General features: G+C 69.6%; 15 protein-coding genes and 1 tRNA gene. 7 read left to right on the top strand and 9 right to left on the bottom strand.

The annotated features are described in order from the left end of the window. The first annotated feature begins 111 nt into the window (after positions 1-111). Positions 112-576: a phosphate-starvation-inducible protein PsiE gene (locus tag LV475_RS03080; RefSeq protein ID WP_136867743.1), complete on the top strand. Its 465-nt coding sequence runs from the start codon at positions 112-114 to the stop codon at positions 574-576. Between the two features lie 66 nt (positions 577-642). Here LV475_RS03080 and phoU read toward each other — a convergent pair whose 3' ends face one another. After that, positions 643-1,365 (bottom strand): phosphate signaling complex protein PhoU, encoded by a 723-nt coding sequence (gene phoU, locus LV475_RS03075; RefSeq protein ID WP_136867742.1) that lies wholly within the window; start codon positions 1,363-1,365, stop codon positions 643-645. A 185-nt stretch (positions 1,366-1,550) separates the two neighbouring features. On the opposite strand from phoU, the gene ppk1 reads away from it, so the two are divergent. From ppk1 to LV475_RS03055, 4 genes are all read left to right on the top strand, one after another. Further along, entirely contained in the window at positions 1,551-3,626 is a 2,076-nt protein-coding gene (gene ppk1 / locus LV475_RS03070; protein WP_136867741.1) for a polyphosphate kinase 1, read from the top strand. Positions 3,627-3,749: 123 nt separating this feature from the next. Beyond that, a complete protein-coding gene (locus LV475_RS03065; protein WP_136867740.1) occupies positions 3,750-4,028 on the top strand; it encodes a PP0621 family protein in 279 nt (92 codons plus the stop codon). Further along, the gene (locus LV475_RS03060; protein WP_136867739.1) at positions 4,025-5,695 is read left to right on the top strand and encodes a sensor histidine kinase; all 1,671 of its coding nucleotides are present in this window, start codon (positions 4,025-4,027) and stop codon (positions 5,693-5,695) included. The genes LV475_RS03065 and LV475_RS03060 overlap by 4 nt, the downstream gene beginning before the upstream one ends. Continuing rightward, the gene (locus LV475_RS03055; RefSeq protein WP_430886861.1) at positions 5,692-7,050 is read left to right on the top strand and encodes a sigma-54-dependent transcriptional regulator; all 1,359 of its coding nucleotides are present in this window, start codon (positions 5,692-5,694) and stop codon (positions 7,048-7,050) included. The genes LV475_RS03060 and LV475_RS03055 overlap by 4 nt, the downstream gene beginning before the upstream one ends. Positions 7,051-7,126: 76 nt before the next feature. Here LV475_RS03055 and sixA read toward each other — a convergent pair whose 3' ends face one another. Then, complete coding sequence (sixA, locus tag LV475_RS03050) at positions 7,127-7,633, bottom strand: phosphohistidine phosphatase SixA (protein WP_136867737.1); 507 nt, start codon at positions 7,631-7,633, stop codon at positions 7,127-7,129. Between the two features lie 276 nt (positions 7,634-7,909). Between sixA and LV475_RS03045 the strand changes: the two genes are divergently transcribed. After that, positions 7,910-8,446, top strand: coding sequence for an FHA domain-containing protein (locus tag LV475_RS03045; protein WP_211238833.1), 537 nt, complete (start codon positions 7,910-7,912; stop codon positions 8,444-8,446). 7 nt (positions 8,447-8,453) lie between these two features. Beyond that, complete coding sequence (locus tag LV475_RS11120) at positions 8,454-10,151, top strand: protein kinase domain-containing protein (RefSeq protein ID WP_136867736.1); 1,698 nt, start codon at positions 8,454-8,456, stop codon at positions 10,149-10,151. Between the two features lie 27 nt (positions 10,152-10,178). On the opposite strand, the gene LV475_RS03035 is transcribed toward LV475_RS11120, so the two are convergent. The 7 genes from LV475_RS03035 to LV475_RS03005 all read right to left on the bottom strand — a co-directional run bounded on the left by LV475_RS03035 (position 10,179) and on the right by LV475_RS03005 (position 19,350). Then, a complete protein-coding gene (locus LV475_RS03035; protein ID WP_197039154.1) occupies positions 10,179-11,207 on the bottom strand; it encodes a LysM peptidoglycan-binding domain-containing protein in 1,029 nt (342 codons plus the stop codon). 30 nt (positions 11,208-11,237) lie between these two features. Next, complete coding sequence (locus LV475_RS03030) at positions 11,238-12,056, bottom strand: PP2C family protein-serine/threonine phosphatase (RefSeq protein WP_156575191.1); 819 nt, start codon at positions 12,054-12,056, stop codon at positions 11,238-11,240. Between the two features lie 142 nt (positions 12,057-12,198). Beyond that, a complete protein-coding gene (locus LV475_RS03025) occupies positions 12,199-14,115 on the bottom strand; it encodes an ABC-F family ATP-binding cassette domain-containing protein (RefSeq protein WP_136867734.1) in 1,917 nt (638 codons plus the stop codon). Positions 14,116-14,971: 856 nt separating this feature from the next. Then, positions 14,972-15,048 (bottom strand) — tRNA-Pro (locus tag LV475_RS03020). A 23-nt stretch (positions 15,049-15,071) separates the two neighbouring features. Next, positions 15,072-16,049 (bottom strand): polyprenyl synthetase family protein, encoded by a 978-nt coding sequence (locus LV475_RS03015; RefSeq protein WP_250105849.1) that lies wholly within the window; start codon positions 16,047-16,049, stop codon positions 15,072-15,074. Between the two features lie 80 nt (positions 16,050-16,129). Beyond that, the gene (locus LV475_RS03010; protein ID WP_250105736.1) at positions 16,130-17,524 is read right to left on the bottom strand and encodes a hypothetical protein; all 1,395 of its coding nucleotides are present in this window, start codon (positions 17,522-17,524) and stop codon (positions 16,130-16,132) included. Next, positions 17,521-19,350, bottom strand: coding sequence for a tetratricopeptide repeat protein (locus LV475_RS03005; RefSeq protein ID WP_250105735.1), 1,830 nt, complete (start codon positions 19,348-19,350; stop codon positions 17,521-17,523). The genes LV475_RS03010 and LV475_RS03005 overlap by 4 nt, the downstream gene beginning before the upstream one ends. Between the last annotated feature and the right edge of the window lie 6 nt (positions 19,351-19,356).

The following is a 19,356-nucleotide window of genomic DNA, read 5'->3' as shown; positions in this document are numbered from 1 at the left end:
GCGGATATCATCAATGTTCGCGCGCCAAGCGGTTACAGTTGGCGCAACGGAACGGACGGCCCGGGCCTGGCCGAACCAGGCTGGGCCGCCGACACACGAGGAGAGGCTAGCATGCAGCAATTTCGTCTGGGGCCACCGGTTCACCGCGTGGTCAGGGGGCTGGAGCTCGTCGGCCTGGTGGTGATCCTGATCGCCACCTTCATCGCCGCCGGCCAAGACATCGCCGAGATGATCGAGGCGCGGCGCGTCACGCTCGCCGACCTGTTGCTGCTGTTCCTGTACCTCGAGGTGCTGGCGATGATCGGCGCCTACCTGCAGACCGGACGGCTGCCGATCCGCTTCCCGATCTACATCGGCATCATCGCGCTGGCGCGCTACCTGGTGCTGGAGGTGAAGGACCTCGAGGCCTGGAAGATGATGGCGGTCGGCGCGACCATGCTGATCCTGGCCGGCACGGTGCTCTTGTTGCGCTACGGGCACCTCAAGCTGCCCTACCCGGAGAACGAGGCCGAGACCATCACCGGCGACGTCGACGATTCGAGACGACGGCAGGGCGTCGAGCATGACGGCAGCTGAACGCAAAACGGGCCGGCATGATGCCGGCCCGTCTCGTTCCCGCCCGTCGACCGGGCTGGCACGCCCTCAGATCTGGGTGCGTTCCTTGTCGTCGACACGGCTCTGGCGGCAGACGCCCACGCCGCGCTGCTGGAAGATGACGTACTCGGCGATGTTGGCGCAGTGGTCGCCGATGCGCTCGATCGCGCGCATGCAGTAGAGCATCCGCAGGCTCAGGTCGACATTCTGCGGGTTGTTTGCCATGTACTCGAGCAGCACCTCGTGGACGGCGTTGTACTCGTGGTTGACGTGCGTGTCGCGGCGGATGATCTCCTCGGCGGCGACGCAATCCTGGCGGACGAAGGCGTCGAGCGCGTCGTGCAGCATGCCCTTGACGATCCGCCCCATCACGCGGAAATGGGTGGAGAAGGCCGTCTGCTGCAGGGTCGGCCCGACTTCCTCGGCGATGCGCGCGAGCTTCTCGGACTTGTCGCCGATGCGCTCGAGGTCGGTGATCGCCTTGACGATTGCCATGATCGCGCGCAGGTCGCTGGCGGTGGGCGCGTAGCGGGCGATGATGTGGATGGCCAGTTCGTCGATGGAGGTCTCGAGACGGTCGATCTCGTAGTCCTGCTCCATGGCCACGCGGCCGCGCTCGGCGTCCCCGTCGAGCAGGTAGGCGAGCGCGTCGTCGAAATGCTGCTCGGCTACCCCGCCCATGTTCATCAACAGCGACCGCAGCGCGCCGAGATCGTCGTCGTAACGGGTCAGGGTGTGCGGCGTCAGGTTGGGCGTGTCTTTCTCGCTCATTTGCTCGGGATCTCCTTGAAGCGGCTTGTCTCGACCCGGTTGCTAGGGTTTACTCGTGGCAGGGGTGGCCGGTCGTCAAGGCCGTAACGGCCCTGTCATGCCCACCGGGCAGACTGGGCGACCGCCAGACGCAAGGACTGGCTGCCCAAATGCGCATACTCTAACCGACTTTACGTTGCAGAATAATGACAACCACCGACGAGAAAGCCCTGCCGTTCATCAACCGCGAACTGAGCCTGCTCGGCTTCAACCGCCGCGTGCTCGAGCTGGCGCAGGACCGTAACGTGCCGCTGCTCGAGCGGCTCAAGTTTCTCTGCATCTCCTCGTCGAACCTCGACGAGTTCTTCGAGGTGCGCGTCGGCACGCTCACCCAGCAGATCCGCGCCGGCATCAGCCGCCCGGACGACGCCGGGCTCTCGCCGCAGACCCAGCTCGACCTCGTGCTCGAACAGGCGCATGCCCTGGTCCACGACCAGTACGAGACGCTCAACCGCGAGATCATCCCGGCGCTGGCCAAGGAGAACATCCACTTCCTGCGCCGTACGCACTGGACCGAGGCGCAGGCGCTGTGGGTCAAGCAGTACTTCCGCCGCGAGCTGCTGCCGCTGCTGACCCCGCTGGGCCTGGACCCGTCGCATCCCTTCCCGCGGATTCTCAACAAGTCGCTCAACTTCATCGTCTCGCTGGAAGGCAACGACGACTTCGGCCGCGAGGCGTGGCTGGCGATCGTGCAGGCACCGCGCGCCCTGCCGCGCATCATCCAGATGGACGAGGACGCCGCCGGCGGACCGGCCGGCTTCGTGTTCCTGAGCTCGGTGATCCACGCCCACGTCCACGAGCTGTTCCCCGGGATGACCGTCACCGGCTGCTACCAGTTCCGTGTCACCCGCAACAGCGACCTGTCCGTGGACGTCGACGACGATGACGACCTGCTGCAGACCCTGCAGGGTGGGCTGTTCGAGCGCAACTACGGCGATGCCCTGCGCCTCGAGGTGGCCGACAACTGCCCGGCGGACATGATCGAGTTCCTCTGCGAGCGCTTCGCGCTGGAGGAACGCCAGGTGTTCCAGGTCCACGGTCCGGTCAATCTGCACCGACTGATGGCCCTGCCGGGCCTGATCGACCGCCCCGAGCTCAAGGACCCGCCGTTCACGCCGCGCCTCGAGGCGGACTTCGATCCGGACCGCAATATCTTCGAGACCATCGAGCAGCAGGGCAGCGTGCTGCTGCATCACCCCTACCAGTCGTTCATGCCGGTGGTGGAGTTCATCCGCCAGGCGGCCACCGACCCGCGGGTGGTGGCGATCAAGATGACGCTTTACCGCACCGGCAAGGACTCGGCCATCGTCGACGCGCTCGAGAGCGCGGCGCGCGCCGGCAAAGAGGTCACCGCGGTGGTCGAGTTGCGCGCGCGTTTCGACGAAGAGGCCAACATCAACATCACGACAAGGCTGCAGAAGGCCGGCGCTTACGTCGCCTACGGCATCGTCGGCTACAAGACCCACGCCAAGATGGCGCTGGTGGTCCGCCGCGACGGCAACCGCCTCAAGCGCTTCGTGCATCTCGGGACCGGCAACTACCACCCGGGCACCGCGCGGCTGTACACCGACTTCGGCCTGATGACCGACGACCGGTTCGTCGGCGAGGACGTCAACAAGCTGTTCATGCAGCTGACGGGCCTGGGCCGCGGCATCCACTTAAAGCGCCTGCTGCAATCGCCGTTCACCCTGCACGACGGCATGCTCGAACGCATCCGCCGCGAGACGGCACACGCCCGCAACGGCCGGCCGGCGCGCATCCGCGCCAAGATGAACGCGCTGATCGAGAAGCGCGTGATCGAGGCGCTCTACGAGGCCTCGCAGGCCGGGGTGACCATCGAGCTGGTCGTCCGCGGGGTCTGCTGCCTCAAGCCGGGCATCCCGGGCGTGTCCGAGAACATCCACGTGCGCTCGGTGATGGGCCGGTTCCTCGAGCACCCGCGGGTGTTCTACTTCCACAACGACGGCGACGAGGAGCTGTTCCTCTCGAGTGCCGACTGGATGCCGCGCAACTTCTTCGCCCGGGTGGAGACCGCCTTCCCGGTCGACACCCCGGAAATCCGCGCCCGGGTGATCGACGAGGCCTTCGACCGCTATCTCGCCGACAACACCGGCGCCTGGGAGTTGACCGCGGCGGGCGACTATCGCCGCATCACGCCGGCCAAGGGCGAGAAGCCGTTCAATGCCCAGCAGTCGCTGATCAGCGACTTGGGCAAGGCCTGACCCAGTCGTGACGGCGACCGTCCCGCGCCGGGGGTCCGCTCCGCCGGGGCGGTCGACGGCATGCGATACTCTCGGCCGTCACCCGCCCGATTATTCCCTGTTCATCCGTCCCGGTCCGCCCCAATGCTCAAGCTGCTGTTCTGGCTCATCGTCGCGCTCGTCATCGGCCTGTTCTTCGCCATCCGCCAGGCCAACCGCCTGCGGGCCGAACAACAGGCCGACGAGTCGACCGAGACCCGCTCGCTGGAATCGGTGCGCTGCGCCCACTGCGGCGTGTTCGTGCCCGAGGACAAGGCGGTGCGCCGCGAGGGCCATGACTTCTGCAGCTGGGAGCACGCCCAGGCCTGGGCCGACGCGCGGGCCGAATCAGGTCGCAAGCCAGGGCGGCGGGAGTCGGAATGATCCAGCCGGCCGGCACGGAGAACTGGCGCGGGCTGCGGCTCGCCAACGCCTATCGCCTGCTGCTCGCCCTGGCCCTGACCGCCGCGGCCCTGACTGGTCGCGGCCCGGCCGTCTTCGGCCAGGCGGATGCCTCGCTGTTCATGGTCACCGCCTGGGCCTACCTGTTCCTGGCCATGGCCTTCGAGTGGCTGCTGGAACTGCGCATCCTGCCGTTCCGCCCGCAGGCCCACCTACACACCGCCGGCGATCTCGCCTGCCTGATGCTGATCGCCCACGCCTCGGGCGGGCCGGAGGGCCCGATCGCGCTCGCCCTGGTGATCGCCATCGGCATCGCGGCGGTGCTGCACGGCGGGCGGGCGGCGATCGGCTACGCGGCGGTCGGCGTGCTGCTGGTCCTCGGCGAGGCGATCTACGCCTCGTGGACGCAGACGGACGCCAACCACCTGACCAACTCCGGCTTTCTGGGCGCGGCGCTGCTGCTGATCACCGTGCTGGTGATCGCCTTCGAGCGCCGCGCCGCGCTCTGGGAGCACCAGAGCCACGCCCGCGAGCGCGAGGTGCGCTATCTCTCGGAACTGGCCCTGCGGGTCATCGAGCAGACCGACAACGGCATCATCGTCTCCGACCCGGACGGGCGGATCGAGTACATCAACGCCGCCGCGCGCCAGATGCTCGGCGAGCGCGGCGCGGCCGACCTGGCCAACGACCACCGCCTGCCGGACCTGCACCCCGGTGTCTGCGATGCCCTGCGGGCCTGGCACGCCGGCCACGGCGGCCAACAGCAGGACTTCGACCAGCCGCGCCGCCTGCGCGCGCAGTTCCACCGCATCGAGACCGCGCTGGGCCCGCGTGCCCTGATCGTGCTACTGGACCTCTCCGCCGAGGACGAGCGCGTGCGGCGCGACAAGCTCGCCGCGCTGGGCCGGCTGATCGCCTCGATCGCCCACGAGGTGAGAAACCCGCTCTCCTCGATCCGGCAGGCCGCCGAGCTGTTGCCGGAATCCGATACCGCGGAGGAACGCGAGCAGCTGACCGGGATGATCACGCGCCACAGCGACCGCATCAATCGACTGGTCGAGGACGTGCTGGGCGCGGCCCGCGCCCCGGTGGTCCACACGCAGGACGTCGACCTGGTCGACTGGCTGGCGCGCTTCGCCGAGCGACGTCGCGAGGCCTGGCGGGCCGCCGGCGAAGCGTTCACGATCCAACTGGATGCCGATGTCGAGCGCGCCCCGGCCCAGGTCGACACGACCCACCTGTGGCAGGTGATGGACAATCTCTGTGACAATGCCGAACGCCACGGACGCCCCGCGGACGGGCAACTGGCGATCCGGCTGCGGGTGACCGCGGCCCACGGGCGCTGGCAGGTCCAGCTCTGCGACAACGGCCCGCGCATCCCGGCCGCCGAGCGCGATGCCCTGTTCGAGCCGTTCTACACCACGCACTCGCAGGGCACCGGGCTGGGCCTGTTCGTCTCGCGCGAACTGGCCCTGGCCAACCGGGGCGAGCTGACCCTGGTCGAACCCACCGCCGACACCGCGGGCAACTGCTTCCGGCTGTGCCTGCCCATGGCGGATGGGGCCGGGGCAGAAGGAGCGTGGGGAGACGAAGCCCGGGCGGACGAGACCGGGCCGAGCGAGCCGGCAACGACACAAGCAAGGGAATGAGACCGATGGCGTATTGCCTGATCGTGGACGACGAGCCGGACATCCGCACGCTGGTCGCCCTGTTCATGAAACGCGAGGGTGTGCCCACGCTGGAGGCCGCCGACCTGGCCGAGGCCCGCGAGCAGCTCGACCGGCAGGGCGAGGCGATCGACCTGTGTCTGGCCGACATGCGTCTACCCGACGGCAACGGGCTGGACCTGGTCGACGAGATCCGCCGCCAGCGCCCCGACCTGCCGGTGGCGGTGATCACCGCGCATGGCCAGGTGGAGGCCGCGGTGCGCGCACTCAAGGCCGGCGCCTTCGACTTCATCAACAAGCCGATCGAGCAGGACACCCTGCGGCGCCTGCTGCGCGATGCACGCAACCTGCAGCCCGCCCGGCCCTCGACGACACCCGCCGCCGAGACGGATGGCAGTGACTCGTCCCTGATCGGCCAGTCACGCGCCATGCGCCAATTGCGCGAGATGATCGGCCGGCTGGCCCGTTCGCAGGCGCCAATCTTCATCCAGGGCGAGTCCGGCACCGGCAAGGAGCTGGTCGCCCGCGAGATCCACGCGCACAGCAGCCGCGCGGGCGGGCCGTTCGTGCCGGTCAACTGCGGCGCGATCCCCGGCGAACTGATCGAATCCGAGCTGTTCGGCCACCACAAGGGCTCGTTCACCGGCGCGACCCGCGACAAACCGGGCCTGTTTCGCGCCGCCGAGGGCGGCACGCTGTTTCTCGACGAGATCGCCGAGCTGCCGCTGCCGCTGCAGGTCTCCCTGCTGCGGGTACTGCAGGAGCGCCGGGTGCGGCCGGTGGGCGGCACCGAGGAGGTGCCGGTGGACGTGCGCATCGTCTCGGCCTCGCACCAGGACCTTCACCAGGCGGTGGAGGCGGGACGCTTTCGCCAGGACCTGTTCTTCCGTCTCAACGTGATCGGCCTGCGCGTGCCGCCGCTGCGCGAACGCCTCGACGACCTGCCGGCGCTGTCCACGACGATCGTCGCCCGGCTGGCCGCGCGCGACGCGCGCCCGGTGCCGTCGATCGACCCGGCGGTCTTTCAAACACTGGCGGCGCAACCGTTCCCGGGCAACGTGCGCGAACTGGAGAACCTGCTCGAACGGGCCATGGCCCTGACCGACGGCGATCGGATCACCGAGGAGGCCGTCGCGCCGCACCCGATGATGACCGGCGAGGAGGAACCCGCCTCGGCGCTGGCCGCTTGCCCCGGCTTCATCCCGGAGACCGACGAGCAGCGCAACGTGCTCACCGCCCTGCAGCAGACCCGTTGGAACCGCAGCGAGGCCGCCCGCCAGCTGGGCATGACCCTGCGCCAGCTGCGTTACCGGTTGCAGAAGTGGGGTGTCGAATAGAGAGGGCAGAAATGGAGAGGTCAGAAGTCAGAAAGGCAGCCGCTAACCTCTCAACGCTCAATTCTGATTTCTTGCGTCAGTCCGCCAACGCCCGCAACACCGCCGGCGGCAGGGCCCAGACGAGCTTGCCGTTGCCGTAACCGACCGCGTTGTCGAAGCGGATCAGGATCATGCCGCCCTTTTTCATCGGCAGGTTGCCCGACGGGCGGCCGGCGATCAGGCATTCGGCCAACTGACCGAGGCTCGGTTCGTGGCCGACCACGGCCATCCCGTCGACGCGGGGTTGCTTGCGCAGCCATTCGACCGCCGCACCGATCGGCGCGTCGGGGGCGAACACCCCCTCCTGCTCGACCCGGCGCTGCTCGAGGCCGGGCGCGACGATCTCGGCGGTCTGCACGGCGCGCACCGCCGGGCTGGTCACCAACCGTTCGATCGGCAGGGCCATGGTGGTCAGGCCGCGCGCCGCCATCTGCATGCGCTCGATGCCGCGCTTGGTCAGCGGGCGCTCGATGTCGGGGTGCCCCTCGCGGGCAAAGGCCTCGCGATCCTGCGCGGCGGCGTGTCGAATGAGCAACAGGTCCATGATCGGGTCTCGCGGGTTATCGGTAGCGGCATGCTGAACCCGTCAGGCTACCGGATTATGACAATGTGACTGACGGGAGATGGACCGTGATCCGGCGGGGAGGTTCACAAGGGACACTCTGCCCCAATGCCATACCGCTTGCGTGCCTTGATCACGAACGAGTCGCCGAGCCCGAGCGGCATGGCATTCGTGCAGGATTTCCCAAGCGGCGCGCATCTGGCAACCACGGTGCTCTGGGCTATGATGGTGGCCCAACTCACTTTGCGAGGAGACGACATGGAAGGCCGCGACGCGCAGGATGCCCGCTCCACTCCCCATCACCGCCCGAACCGATCGGCCGGCCCGCAGGGCACCATGCTCTTCCAGGCCGACGAGATGCGCCAGAAGGCCGAGGCCGCCCAGCCGCAGGGCAACGAGCGTGCGTCGGTGGCCGAACCGATCCTCGAGGGCACGAGCGAGGGGATCGAGGGGCGACGGTTCACCCTGCGGGCCGGGCGGCAGACCATCGGCCGGCGCGAGGACAACGACATCGTCCTCGACGAGCCCAGTGTCTCCTCCTCGCACGCGTGGATCCTCAACCAGCAGGGCCACCACGTGATCATGAACATGCTGTCCACCAACGGCACCTTCGTCAACGACCAGCGGGTGCACGAGGCGACCCTCAAGCACGGCGATCGCGTGCGCCTCGGCCAGGCGGCGTTCGTGTTCCTCACCCGTGAGGCCGGCGAGGGCCGCATCGGACCGCGCCACTGGCTGGTCGGCGCCCTGCTGCTCGCCGCCATGGCGCTCGCCTTCTCCCTGATCTGGAACTGAGTCGGCCGTGACGGCCCGCGAGACCCCGACGACCATCGGCCGCTATCGCATCGAGGGAGTCCTCGGGGAGGGCGCGATGTCGATCATCTACGCCGGCTTCGACCCCAGCATCAATCGCCACCTGGCGATCAAGTGCCTCAAGGACGAGGTGGCACGCGACGACGCCTACCGGCGCCGCTTTCTCACCGAGGCGCGCGCCGCCGGCACGCTCACGCACCCCAATATCGTCACCATCTACGACGTCGGCGAGGCGGACGGTCGACCCTACATCGCCATGGAACGCCTGCGCGGCGACACGCTGGCCGACCGGGTTGCCGCAGAGGGCTTCCCCTCGATACCGGTGGTCATCGACCTGGTCGGACAGATCGCCGCCGCCCTGGAATTCGCCCACCGGCACGGCGTGGTCCACCAGGACATCAAGCCCGACAACATCATCCTGGTCGAGGGCTGGACCCACGCCAAGGTCAACGATTTCGGCGTGGCGCGCCTGCCCGAGGGCGACGAGCACCATGACGGCATGGTCGCCGGCACCCCGGCCTACATGTCGCCCGAGCAACTGCGCGGCGCGGCCACCGACGGGCGCAGCGACCTGTTTTCCCTGGGCGTGCTGCTGTTCTGGCTCCTGACCGGGGACAAGCCGTGGCGGGAGTCGGAGATCGACCGGCTGATGGCCGAGCGCCACGACAACCCCCAGCCCGCGCTGATCCCGCGCGAGCCGGGGACGCCCGAGGTGCTGCTGGAGATCACCCGCAGCCTGCTCCAATCGGATGCCAACCAGCGCTACCAGCACGCCCACGAGGTGATCGACGACCTGCGCCACGCCCGGCGCGAGCTCGAGCGCCTGCGGGCCGACCCGATCGCCACCCGCATCCTGCCGATGCGGGTGCGCTGGGCCGCGATCCTCGGCGGCATCCTCGCCGTCACGCTGCTCACCGGCCTGGGCTCGGTCTACGTCAAGCAGGACCAGGCACTCACCGGCCTGGCTCTGGACTTCGGCGCCTCGTTGGGGCGCACCATCGCCCAGGAAACCGCCGAGGACCTGCTGCTCAACGACCGGGTTGCCGTGCGCGCGCTGGTCGAGGACATGCGTCGCAACGACCAGATCCGCTATCTGGCCGTTGCCAACCGCGAAGGTCAGGTGATCGCAAGCGCCCGCGGCGAGGAAGTGGGCGCGAGACTGCCCGCCTTCCCCGAGGCCGGGCAACGCCATCTCGACGACGGCATCGCGAGCCACCACGGCACGCTGGCCTCGAGCGAAACCGACGAGTCCCTGCTCCTGTTCGACGTACCCATCCGCTACCAGGCGCACCCGATCGGCACGCTGCGCCTGGGGGTGGACAGCCACCCCCTCGAGGCGGCGAACCAGACGACATTGATGGCGATGATCACCGCCCTGCTGGCGACGCTGGTGGTGGTCCTGGGCGCGGCGTGGTGGCTGTTCCGCCGCCTGCTCGCCCCGCTCGACGTGCTGCGCGATGCGCTGATGCGGGTGGCCCGCGGCGAGACCGGTCATCGCATCCGGCTGGTGCGGCGCGACGAGTTCGGCCGCCTGTTCACGGCCTTCAACCTGATGAGCGAATCGCTCTCCCGGCGCGAGCCCGCCGCGTCGACCGACCCGCCGACACCGCCCACCGACACCGACCCGACGCGCGTGATCGAGCCGAGTGATACCTCGGGCGAGGCGCCGACCGACGCCCCGCGGTAACCCCCGCAACAACCCCGGGGCGCGTCGTTACAACTGGTCGACGCGCCGCTGCAGCTCGCGGGCACGCGCCCGGTAGGTGCGGGCCGGCTCGAAGGTCGGATCGATCGCCAGCACCCGATCCCACAGCGCGATCGCCTCGTCGAGTTGCTGGTTGCGATAGCGCAGGATGGCCCGCTCGTGGTACTCGTCCACCAGCCGTTCGCGCAACGCGGGCGCCCGGCTGGCGGCCGGCTCGATGCCCTCCTGTTCGGCCAGCGCGGCCTCGAACCGTTCGAGCGCGGCCTCGGGCCGATCGTCGGCGAGCAGGGCAAGCCCCTCGTCCTGCAGCCGTTCGGCACGGCTGTCCCCCTCCTCGGACGACGCGGCCGACGCGTTCGCGTCACGTCCCACACCGCTCGACTGGAACGACGGCAAGGGGGCGTCCGGCAAGGCCAGTGCCGCGGCCGTCTGGCGTGACGGCATCGGGGCGCGGTCGAGCTGCCGGCGTGCCGGCTGGCCGTCGTCCGCCGACGCCGTCGGCTCGGCCCGGGTGGAGCGCGCCGGTCCCGGCAGGCGCAGGGTTTCGCCGACGCGCAGGTCGGAGGGATTTTCCGAGCCGTTGTAGCGAGCGAGGATCAGGAACAACCCGGCATCGCCGAGGTGACGGGCGGCCAGGGCGCTGTAGGAGTCGCCCGGGCGCACCGTGTACGAATGCGACTGACGACCGAGCACCTCCTCGGGGTCGGCGGTCAGCTGGCGCATCACGGCCCGGGCCACCATGTCGTCGGGGTGGCGTTCCAGGTACCGGGCCAGATCCCGGCGGCCGCGCGGGTAGCCACCGCGCTGGAGGTCCTCGAGGATCGCGTCCAGCGAACGGCGATCGGCCGGCGGGGCGACGGTCGATTCCTCGACCGGCCGGGACTCGGCCGCCTTGCCGTCACCGTCGGCCAACCCCTGCAGGCGGGCATCGAGCTCGCTGAGCTGGGCACAGCCGCCCAGTACTGCCGCCCCCGCCAAGAGCGCGACGAGTCGGATTAGGTTCCCTACGGAATCGGAGCGTCCACCGAAAATCTTCATGGTTCGGTTGCCGTGAGTCGAGAAATGGGTTCAGGTGAGCGACAGTCGCCCGGCCAGGCGACCCAGCCACGAGGTGGGGCGATCGGAGCGCGCCAGGATCAGGCCGAGGTTGTCTCCCGCCTCGCCACCGCGTTCGGCACCCAGGGCAAGCCCGTCGTGCAGCGCGGCGGACAGGTCCGGGGCGCGCAGCAACCCGGCGAGCTCGGCGCGGCTCAGGGTCTCCCAGATGCCGTCGCTGCACAGGGCAAAGCCGTCGCCGGGCCGGGGCGCCGCGTAGCCGTGTTCGACCTCGGGCGGCTCGCTGCCGCCCAGCCCGCGCAAGAGCACGTGCTGGTCTGGGTCATGGGCCAGGTCGACCTCGCGGATCTCGCCACGCTCGAGCTTCAGGCGGGCCAGGCTGTGGTCCCGGGTGACGCTCAGGCAGCGCCGACCTCGAAAGTGGTAGAGGCGGCTGTCGCCGACGTGGGCCCAGTAGGCCTGCCCGTCGCGCAGCAGGAGCGCGACGATGGTCGAGTGCGGCTCGGCGGCCACCCAGGCATTGCGCCGGCGTATCTCGTCGTGCGCGGCCTGGCAGAGGGTCTCGAGGAACAACGCGCCGGGTTGGTCGCGCCAGGCCCGCTCGTCCCACAACTCGCGGGCGGCGTGGATGACCCCGCCCGAGGCGAGCTCGCCGGCACCGTCGCCGCCCATGCCGTCGGCCAGCACCATCAGGGAGGTCGCCTCGCGCGCGTCGTGCAGGCAGATCAGGTCATCCTGCTGTGACGGCCGACCGCCGAGCGCGCGCCCACAGGCGATCCCCGGGGCCACCCCGGGGGCCACGCGGATATCGAACTGGCCGTCCCTGTTCATGCCTGCGAGCGCTCCTGGTTCGCCTGTCCCGTGTGTCCAGCCGGCAATCCACCACCGGCCGCAATCGACATCACCTCAATCAATTATCGAGGCAGTATAGACCCGGCATCGGCCGCCCGGAAACGCCCGGCACCCCGATCGATCAGCCCTCGTCCTGCGCCTCGAGCCACTCGGTCTCGGCGGTCTCGAGTCGGGCGGCGATCTCGGCGCGCTCGGCCTGCCATTGCGTGACCTCGGCCTCCCGCTGGCCGTCGTACAGGGCCGGGTCGGCCAGGGCCGAGTCGATCTCGGCCAGCTGGTTGCCCAGGCGCTCGACCTCGGCCTCGAGGCGATCGAGGCGTTTTTGCCGCTCCTTGGCCTTGGCGCGCGAGGCCTTGTCGCGCGGCTTGCCCCAGCTGGACGGGTCGGCCGGTGCCTTCTTGTTGGCCTTCCCCTTGGGCTTGTCGGCCGCCTGCCCTCGATCCTCGCGATTCTGGGCGCGGCGCCGCTCGGTGACCGCCTCGCGGTAGTCGTCGAGATCCCCATCGAACGGCAGGGCGGCGCCGTCGCGCACCCACCAGAATCGGTCACAGACCAGCTCGATCAGGCTCTTGTCGTGCGAGACCACCAGGATCGCGCCCTCGAAGGTCTGCAGCGCTTCGGCCAGCGCCTCGCGCATGGCGAGATCGAGGTGGTTGGTCGGCTCGTCGAGGATCAAGAGGTTGGGCGCCTTCCAGACCAGCAGCGCGAGCGCCAGCCGCGCCTTCTCGCCGCCGGAAAACGGCTCGATCGACTCGAAGATGCGGTCGCCGACGAAACCGAACCGGCCGAGGAAATCGCGGTACTTCTGCGTGCTGCCACTCTTCTCCGCCACCCGTTCGAGCGCGACCATGGGCGTATCGCGCGGGTCGAGCTGATCGAGCTGGTGCTGCGTGTAGTAGCCCACCTGCACGCCCGGGGCGACGAAGCGGTCGCCCGAGAGCCAGGTCGGCCCGCCGTCGGCGATCACGCGGATCAGGGTGGTCTTGCCCGCGCCGTTCGCCCCCAGCACGCCGATGCGATCGCCGGCGCGGATCTGCAACGACACGTCCTCGATCAGCGGCGTGCCGTCGTAGCCGATGGAGACATCCTCGAGGGTGACCATCGGGTCCGGGGCACGCTTGGGCGTGGGGAAGTAGAAGGAGAAATCGTCGCGGTCGGCGTGACTGGCGGCGATGGTCGGCAGCCGTTCGAGGGCCTTGACCCGGCTCTGCGCGGCGCGCGCCTTGGTCGCCTTGGCCCGGAAGCGGTCGATAAAGCCCTGCAGGCGCTCGCGCTCCTTGGCGATCTTGTCCGCCAGCGCGGCGTTCTGCGCCAGGCGCTCGGCGCGCATCGCCTCGAAGTCGCTGTAGTGCCCGGTGTAGAGGTTGAGCTTCTGGTTCTCGATGTGCGCGATGTGCGTGCAGACGTGATCGAGGAAATCGCGGTCGTGCGAGACCACGATCAGGGTACCCGGATAGCTGACCAACCAGTCGGCCAGCCAGAACACCGCGTCGAGATCGAGGTGGTTGGTGGGCTCGTCGAGCAGCAGGATGTCGGAAGGCGCGATCAGGGCGCGCGCCAGGTTCAATCGCATGCGCCAGCCGCCGGAGAAGCTCGAGACCGGGTTGTCGATCGACGCCGGCGCAAAGCCCAGCCCGTCGAGCAGGCGGGCGGCGCGCGCCCGGGCGGTGAACCCGCCGATCGCCTCGAACTCGGGGTAGATCTCGGCCATCCGCATACCGTCGTTCTCGGCCTCGGCCTCGAGCAACGCGGCATTCAGCCGGGCGTAATCACGATCGCCGTCGAGGACGTAGTCGACCGCCGAGGCCTCCAGCGCCGGGGTTTCCTGCTCGACGGTCGCCATGCGCTGACCACCGGCCCACTCGATGTCGCCCGCATCCGGCGCGATTTCGCCCTCGAACATCGCCAGCAGACTGGACTTGCCGGTGCCGTTCTTGCCCACCAGGCCCATGCGCTGGCCCGGCAGCAAGGTGAGATCGGCATCCTCGAGCAGCAACTGCGTGCCGCGTCGAAGGGAGACGGACTTCAACTGGATCATGTGGTCTCCAATCGGAATTGACGCCGTAAGGATTTGCAGCGTCGGAAATGAGCATGGCAAGGGGCGCCGAGAGCGCGAACCCTTTCAGGCGCCTCAGCGAGACAACGGAGGTCGGGTTCCCCTTGTGCCTTGCCTCGCGAGCGAGGGGTTGCAGGGTCTGGCCGGCAGGGACGCCGGCCAGAGGTTCGCCGCGACAGGATGTCGCGTCGAACCGACCCGTCCGCAATCCCTCGTTCGCGAGGCTGATCGTCGCGGATGCAATCCGCGGCGATCAGGCCCGCAGGGGCCAAGGCACCGGGGTGTCTTCTTTTCGTCGGTTTTCTTGGACAAGCAAGAAAATCGACTCGCGCGACCATCGACACCGCCGCGAATGAGTCACCGATTCGGCGGGTCGCGCGAAAACCAGCCGCATCGTCCATGCGAGACCAGGACTTTTAATCACACGATCAAGCCAGCGTGGATCGTTTTCGCACGCCTCCTGGAGCTTGACGACCGACTCACCGCCCGGTGCCGGGCGCGCGAGCCCCTTTTCTTGCTTGTCCAAGAAAAGGGGCGAAAAGAAGGACACCCCGCGCCTTGGCCCTTCGGGCCCGGGAGTCTCGAGAGCGAGACTCCCGGGCTCGCGAGCCGCAGGTGGCTTTTCGGGTACGGTTCGACGCGACATCCTGTCGCGGCGAACCTCGGAGCGACTTCCCTGTCGCTCCGCCCCGGCCACCTGCAACTCGCGAGGCAAGACGCCAAGGGGCTCTGTCCCTTCGATTCGCCTCGGTAGATCAAGTCATCGACCCGACCCACAAAACGTCGTGCCCAAAACCAAAAAGGCCGGGACCCCAAACGGGGCCCCGGCCGGGGAATTTGGTCGGAGTGGCAGGATTCGAACCTACGACCCCTACGTCCCGAACGTAGTGCTCTACCAGGCTGAGCTACACTCCGAAAGACCGTCGACGCCTGAAACGTCAGTGGTCGCGCTGAACGCTGATGTCCGCCAGGGCGGCCATCGCTCGGGAATGGTCACTGTCGGGCAGAACCCCCAGTGCCTGCTTGGCCGCATCGGCCTCGCGTTCAGCGAGCGCCGAAGTATACGAGAGTGCGTCGGTCCGTTCAACTACTTCGAGCACCTCGTCGATCCGATCGGCCGACTGCGACTCGAGCGCCTCGCGCACGAGCTCCGCACCGGCCGCATCCGCGCGCGCCATGGCGATGATCAGGGGCAAGGTCGGCTTGCCCTCGGCGAGGTCGTCACCGACGTGCTTGCCGGTCTGCGCCTCGTCGCCGCGGTAGTCGAGCACGTCATCGATCAGCTGGAAGGCCACGCCCAGCCGGTAGCCGTAGTCGCCCAGCGCGCGCTCGGTGGCCTCGTCGCGATCATTGAGCACCGCGGCCAGCCGGCAGGCGGCCTCGAACAGGGTGGCGGTCTTGCGGCCGATCACGTCCATGTAGCGCGCCTCGGACACCCCGGCATCGCCGATGTTCATCAACTGCATCACCTCGCCCTCGGCAATGCGGTTGGTGGCATCGGCGAGGATCGACATCACACGCGGGCGCTCGACCTCGACCATCATCTGGAAGGCGCGCGAGTAGAGGAAATCGCCGGTGAGCACCGAGGCGGCGTTGCCGAAGCGGGCATTGGCGGTGTCGCGGCCGCGGCGCAGCGTGGACTCGTCGACCACGTCGTCGTGCAGCAGGGTGGCCGTGTGGATGAACTCCACCACGGCGGCCAGCTGCGCCGAGCCGGCCACATCCGTCTGCTCGCCGCGCAGCGCCCGGCTGGCGAGCATCAGCAGCAACGGCCGAAAGCGCTTGCCGCCGGAGTGGACGATGTAGCTGCCCAGCTGGTTGATCAGGGCGACGTCCGAACCGAGCCGATGCAGGATCACGCGGTCGACGGCCTGCATGTCGTCGGCCATCAGTGCGCGGATCTCGTTCAACTGCATGCTCATCGTCTCGCTCGGCTGGGGTGGGATCGCGGCCATCGCGGGCCGCCGCCAACCTTACACCAAGGTTCCATAGCGAACTACCGGAACCACCGTGCCGGCAGGGCACCGGCCAACGTGGCGCGCACGCGGCGGAAGGCCTCGTCCTCGCCCGCCACGCCGGCAAAGCAGAGTCGATCGAGGCCCGCGCGGGCTGCCAGCCAATCGTCGGGGGCGCCACGGGTGGCCAGCTCACCGCGCGAGGGGCTGGGCATCGGGCGGGGCAGCCCGGCGAGCTGATGGTTGAGCCGGTCGCGCAGGGCGCGCGCATCCGGTGCCGCGCGCAGGTCGCGCTGGGCCTGACGCCAGGCGTGATGGGCACGCCAGCGCCGCCAGCCGAACCGCCCCAGGGTGACGATCACCAGCAGCGCCAGCGCCCCGCCGATCACCCAGGGCAGCGCGGCGCGGATGGTCGCCCAGCGACGTTCGGCCGGCTCGGCCTGCCAGGCCACCGTGCGGGCATCGCGACGGGCGTAGTCGAGCGCCACCTCGGCCAGGTTGGCGCTCGCCTCGAGGCGGCGCGGGTCGACGAAGGGCAGCGTCAGGGCGGGCAGTCGCGCCTCGCGTGTTCCATCGCCGCCTCCCTCGACCGCCGGCAGGAGGGAGAGGCGCACCTCCCAGGCCTCCGCCAGCGGCCCCATCGCCTCGGCGGGTGCCTGCTCCGGGGCGAGACGGATCGACGGCTCGTCGATGCGCAGGCCGGGCGGCGCGGTCAACTGGGCGCGCAGCAACTGCTCGATCGCCTTGGCCGACAGCCCCTCGCCGACGAGGTTGAATCGCCATTCCCCGGGCTCGCCGGCGACCAGGTCGCTTACCTGCTCCTCGCCGAACGTCAGCGCCGGCGTGACCGGCAGGTACTCCGGCCAGTGGGCCGGCAGACGCGTCACCTCGAGACGGCGGGCGACCGGCAGCCAGGCGTACTCGCTCTGGGCGCGGCCGACCACGTCGAACTCGATACGCTGGAATTCCAGGGTCACCTCGCCGGGACGCAGCGCCTGGACTGCCCAGCGATAGTGGCGGCGGTTCACGCGCCGGCCATCGATCTCGACCGTGTCCTGGCTGGCCTCCAGCACCTGCGTATCGATGCCCTTGCCGGCGGGACGGTGGACCTCGACACCGCGCAACTGGCGGGCCGGGTCGAGGATGGTCTGGGTGACCAGGATGGTTTCACGCTGCACCGGGTCGATGGCCGCCACCTCGGTCTCGACGATCACGCCCCTGGGCAGGCGCCCGGCGCCATCGCGGCTGATCGGCTCGGCAACGGCAGGCAGCGGCTCGATCGGCCCGAGCTCGATACGCTCGGCCAGACCGCCACTATCGCGATCCCGATCGGGGCGCGGGATATCCGCGAGCGCCGGGACGCTTGCGGCCAGGAGCAGCGCGATCGCCGCGACCCGGCTGGTCGGCCGCCCGTTGAGCAATCGTGTCGCCATCATTCGTCGCCCCCCGGCTCGCGGTCGACCAGCCCCTGGCGGACGGTCGACTTGTAGGGCTGCTGGCGCAGCAGGCCGTCGAGCGGCGGCACCGGCCGGTCCTCGATCCGCTCGAGCTTCTTGCGCGCCCCGCCGAGCAGATTCTCGTCGAGCACGAACGACTCGCCGTCGCCCGGCGGCTGCTCGGCCACGGCACCACCCTGGCCGCTGCCCTCGCTCTCGAGCATCTCCTCGGCCATCTCGGCGCCGTCGTCCTCGACGATCTCGCGGCGCAGGATCGACTCGTAGCCCTGGAACTCGGGCGTCGGCTCGAGTGATTCCTCCTGGGCCCCACCGCGCAACGCCTCGACCAGGTCGCGGTTGGTCCGGGCGTCCTCGAATTCCGGGTCGATCCGCAACGCGGCCTCGAAGGCGTCCACCGCGCCGCGATACCGCCGCGCCAGGGTCAGCGCGTTGCCTAGATTGAACAGCGCGAGCAGCCGCTGCTCGTCGGTTTCGGCCAGCCAGGTGGCGGCCTGCAGCCGTTCCACCGCGTGCGGGTAGTCGGCGCGGCGAAACGCCGCCAGCCCGCTGCCCAGCCGGGCGTTGAAGCCGGCGGCACGGTCGAATTCGATCTGCGCGCGGGCGAACTCGCCGGCCTCGAAGGCCTGCCAGGCCTGATCGAGGTGGGCCTCGCGCTCGACCTCGTCGACCAGCGGGGCCGCCCCGGCGACGGTGAAGACCACCGGGGCGAGCACGGCGACCAGCACGATCGCGGCCAGACGCCAGCGGCGGGCACTCGGCAGCCCCCAGTCGAGCACCAGGTGGATCACCAGCGCGACCATCGCCACCCACAGGGCGAGCACCGCCAGCGAGCGGTAACCCTCGACGCTCTCGAGCGAGCGCGACGGGGCCGGCAGCGCGTCGATGCGCTCGCGCAGGAAGGCGGCGTCCTCGGCCAGCACGCCGGTCTGGCGTGCCACGCCATCGGTGAGCGAGGCAAGCTCCGCGACGCGCGTGACGTCGGGCTCGGAGACGATCACCTCGTTGTCGTCGTTGCGCCGCGGCTGGCCGTCCCGGAACAGCGGCGTGCGCTCGCGTGCCATGGCCACGGCGAACAGGGGAATGTCCCGCTCGGCGAGCCGCTCGGCCGCCGCGAGCAACCGGCTGCCGCGCTCGCCGGCAAACTGCCGGCCGTCGGCCGCGGTCAGCCAGATCACCGCGCCCCCGTCCATGGCCGACATCTCGGCGGCCAACTCGAAGGCGCGGTCCGGGCGGGCGACCAGGTGATCGCTGACCAGCCCCGGCAGGTGTTGCGCGTAGAAGGCCAAGAGATTGCCGTCCGGGCTCGGTGGCAGCATCAACCCGGCGGTATCCACCGAGCGCAGCAGGCCCGTCGGGTGGGCGGAGATCGACTCGCCCAGCAGCTCGATCAGCATCACCGCGCGTTCGATCCGATTCGGCTCGACGTCCCGGCCGCTCATGGCCGACGAACCATCGACGACGAACAGCAGCGGCGCACGCGATTCCTGCGGCGATTGGCTTTCCTCGGGCACGCGCGGATCGGCCAGGGCCAGCACGGCAAACAGCCAGAAAAGGGCCCACAGCAACCGGCCGACCCACGGCAGCCCCCGCCGCCGTTGCCTGCCGGTCGTGCCCGCAAAGGCCCAGTCGTGCAATTCGGGGTCGGCGTAGGCATCCAGCCGCGCGCGGCGTTGACGACGCCACAGGGCCAGCCCCAGGGGCAGAACAAGCAGCCACAGCGCCTCGGGGCGGGCCAGCACGGGCCAGGTATCGGTGCCCAGCAACTGCCCCCAGAGATCGATCAGGCTGTCGACGGATGCGTTCATGCTCAC

The sequence above is a fragment of the Guyparkeria hydrothermalis genome (assembly GCF_023555375.1).
Lineage (GTDB): Bacteria > Pseudomonadota > Gammaproteobacteria > Halothiobacillales > Halothiobacillaceae > Guyparkeria > Guyparkeria hydrothermalis.
This window is presented reverse-complemented; position numbering and strand designations above follow the sequence as displayed.

What these genes read in the sequence shown, in the direction of transcription:
- sixA (WP_136867737.1), bottom strand. Translation starts at nt 7,633, where the DNA reads ATGGACCTGTTGCTCATTCGACACGCCGCCGCGCAGGATCGCGAGGCC.
- LV475_RS03055 (WP_430886861.1), top strand. Translation starts at nt 5,692, where the DNA reads ATGAGACCGATGGCGTATTGCCTGATCGTGGACGACGAGCCGGACATC.
- LV475_RS03030 (WP_156575191.1), bottom strand. Translation starts at nt 12,056, where the DNA reads ATGAACAGGGACGGCCAGTTCGATATCCGCGTGGCCCCCGGGGTGGCC.
- LV475_RS03010 (WP_250105736.1), bottom strand. Translation starts at nt 17,524, where the DNA reads ATGATGGCGACACGATTGCTCAACGGGCGGCCGACCAGCCGGGTCGCG.
- LV475_RS03060 (WP_136867739.1), top strand. Translation starts at nt 4,025, where the DNA reads ATGATCCAGCCGGCCGGCACGGAGAACTGGCGCGGGCTGCGGCTCGCC.
- LV475_RS03045 (WP_211238833.1), top strand. Translation starts at nt 7,910, where the DNA reads ATGGAAGGCCGCGACGCGCAGGATGCCCGCTCCACTCCCCATCACCGC.
- ppk1 (WP_136867741.1), top strand. Translation starts at nt 1,551, where the DNA reads ATGACAACCACCGACGAGAAAGCCCTGCCGTTCATCAACCGCGAACTG.
- LV475_RS03035 (WP_197039154.1), bottom strand. Translation starts at nt 11,207, where the DNA reads ATGAAGATTTTCGGTGGACGCTCCGATTCCGTAGGGAACCTAATCCGA.
- LV475_RS03005 (WP_250105735.1), bottom strand. Translation starts at nt 19,350, where the DNA reads ATGAACGCATCCGTCGACAGCCTGATCGATCTCTGGGGGCAGTTGCTG.
- phoU (WP_136867742.1), bottom strand. Translation starts at nt 1,365, where the DNA reads ATGAGCGAGAAAGACACGCCCAACCTGACGCCGCACACCCTGACCCGT.
- LV475_RS03080 (WP_136867743.1), top strand. Translation starts at nt 112, where the DNA reads ATGCAGCAATTTCGTCTGGGGCCACCGGTTCACCGCGTGGTCAGGGGG.
- LV475_RS03015 (WP_250105849.1), bottom strand. Translation starts at nt 16,049, where the DNA reads ATGCAGTTGAACGAGATCCGCGCACTGATGGCCGACGACATGCAGGCC.
- LV475_RS03065 (WP_136867740.1), top strand. Translation starts at nt 3,750, where the DNA reads ATGCTCAAGCTGCTGTTCTGGCTCATCGTCGCGCTCGTCATCGGCCTG.
- LV475_RS03025 (WP_136867734.1), bottom strand. Translation starts at nt 14,115, where the DNA reads ATGATCCAGTTGAAGTCCGTCTCCCTTCGACGCGGCACGCAGTTGCTG.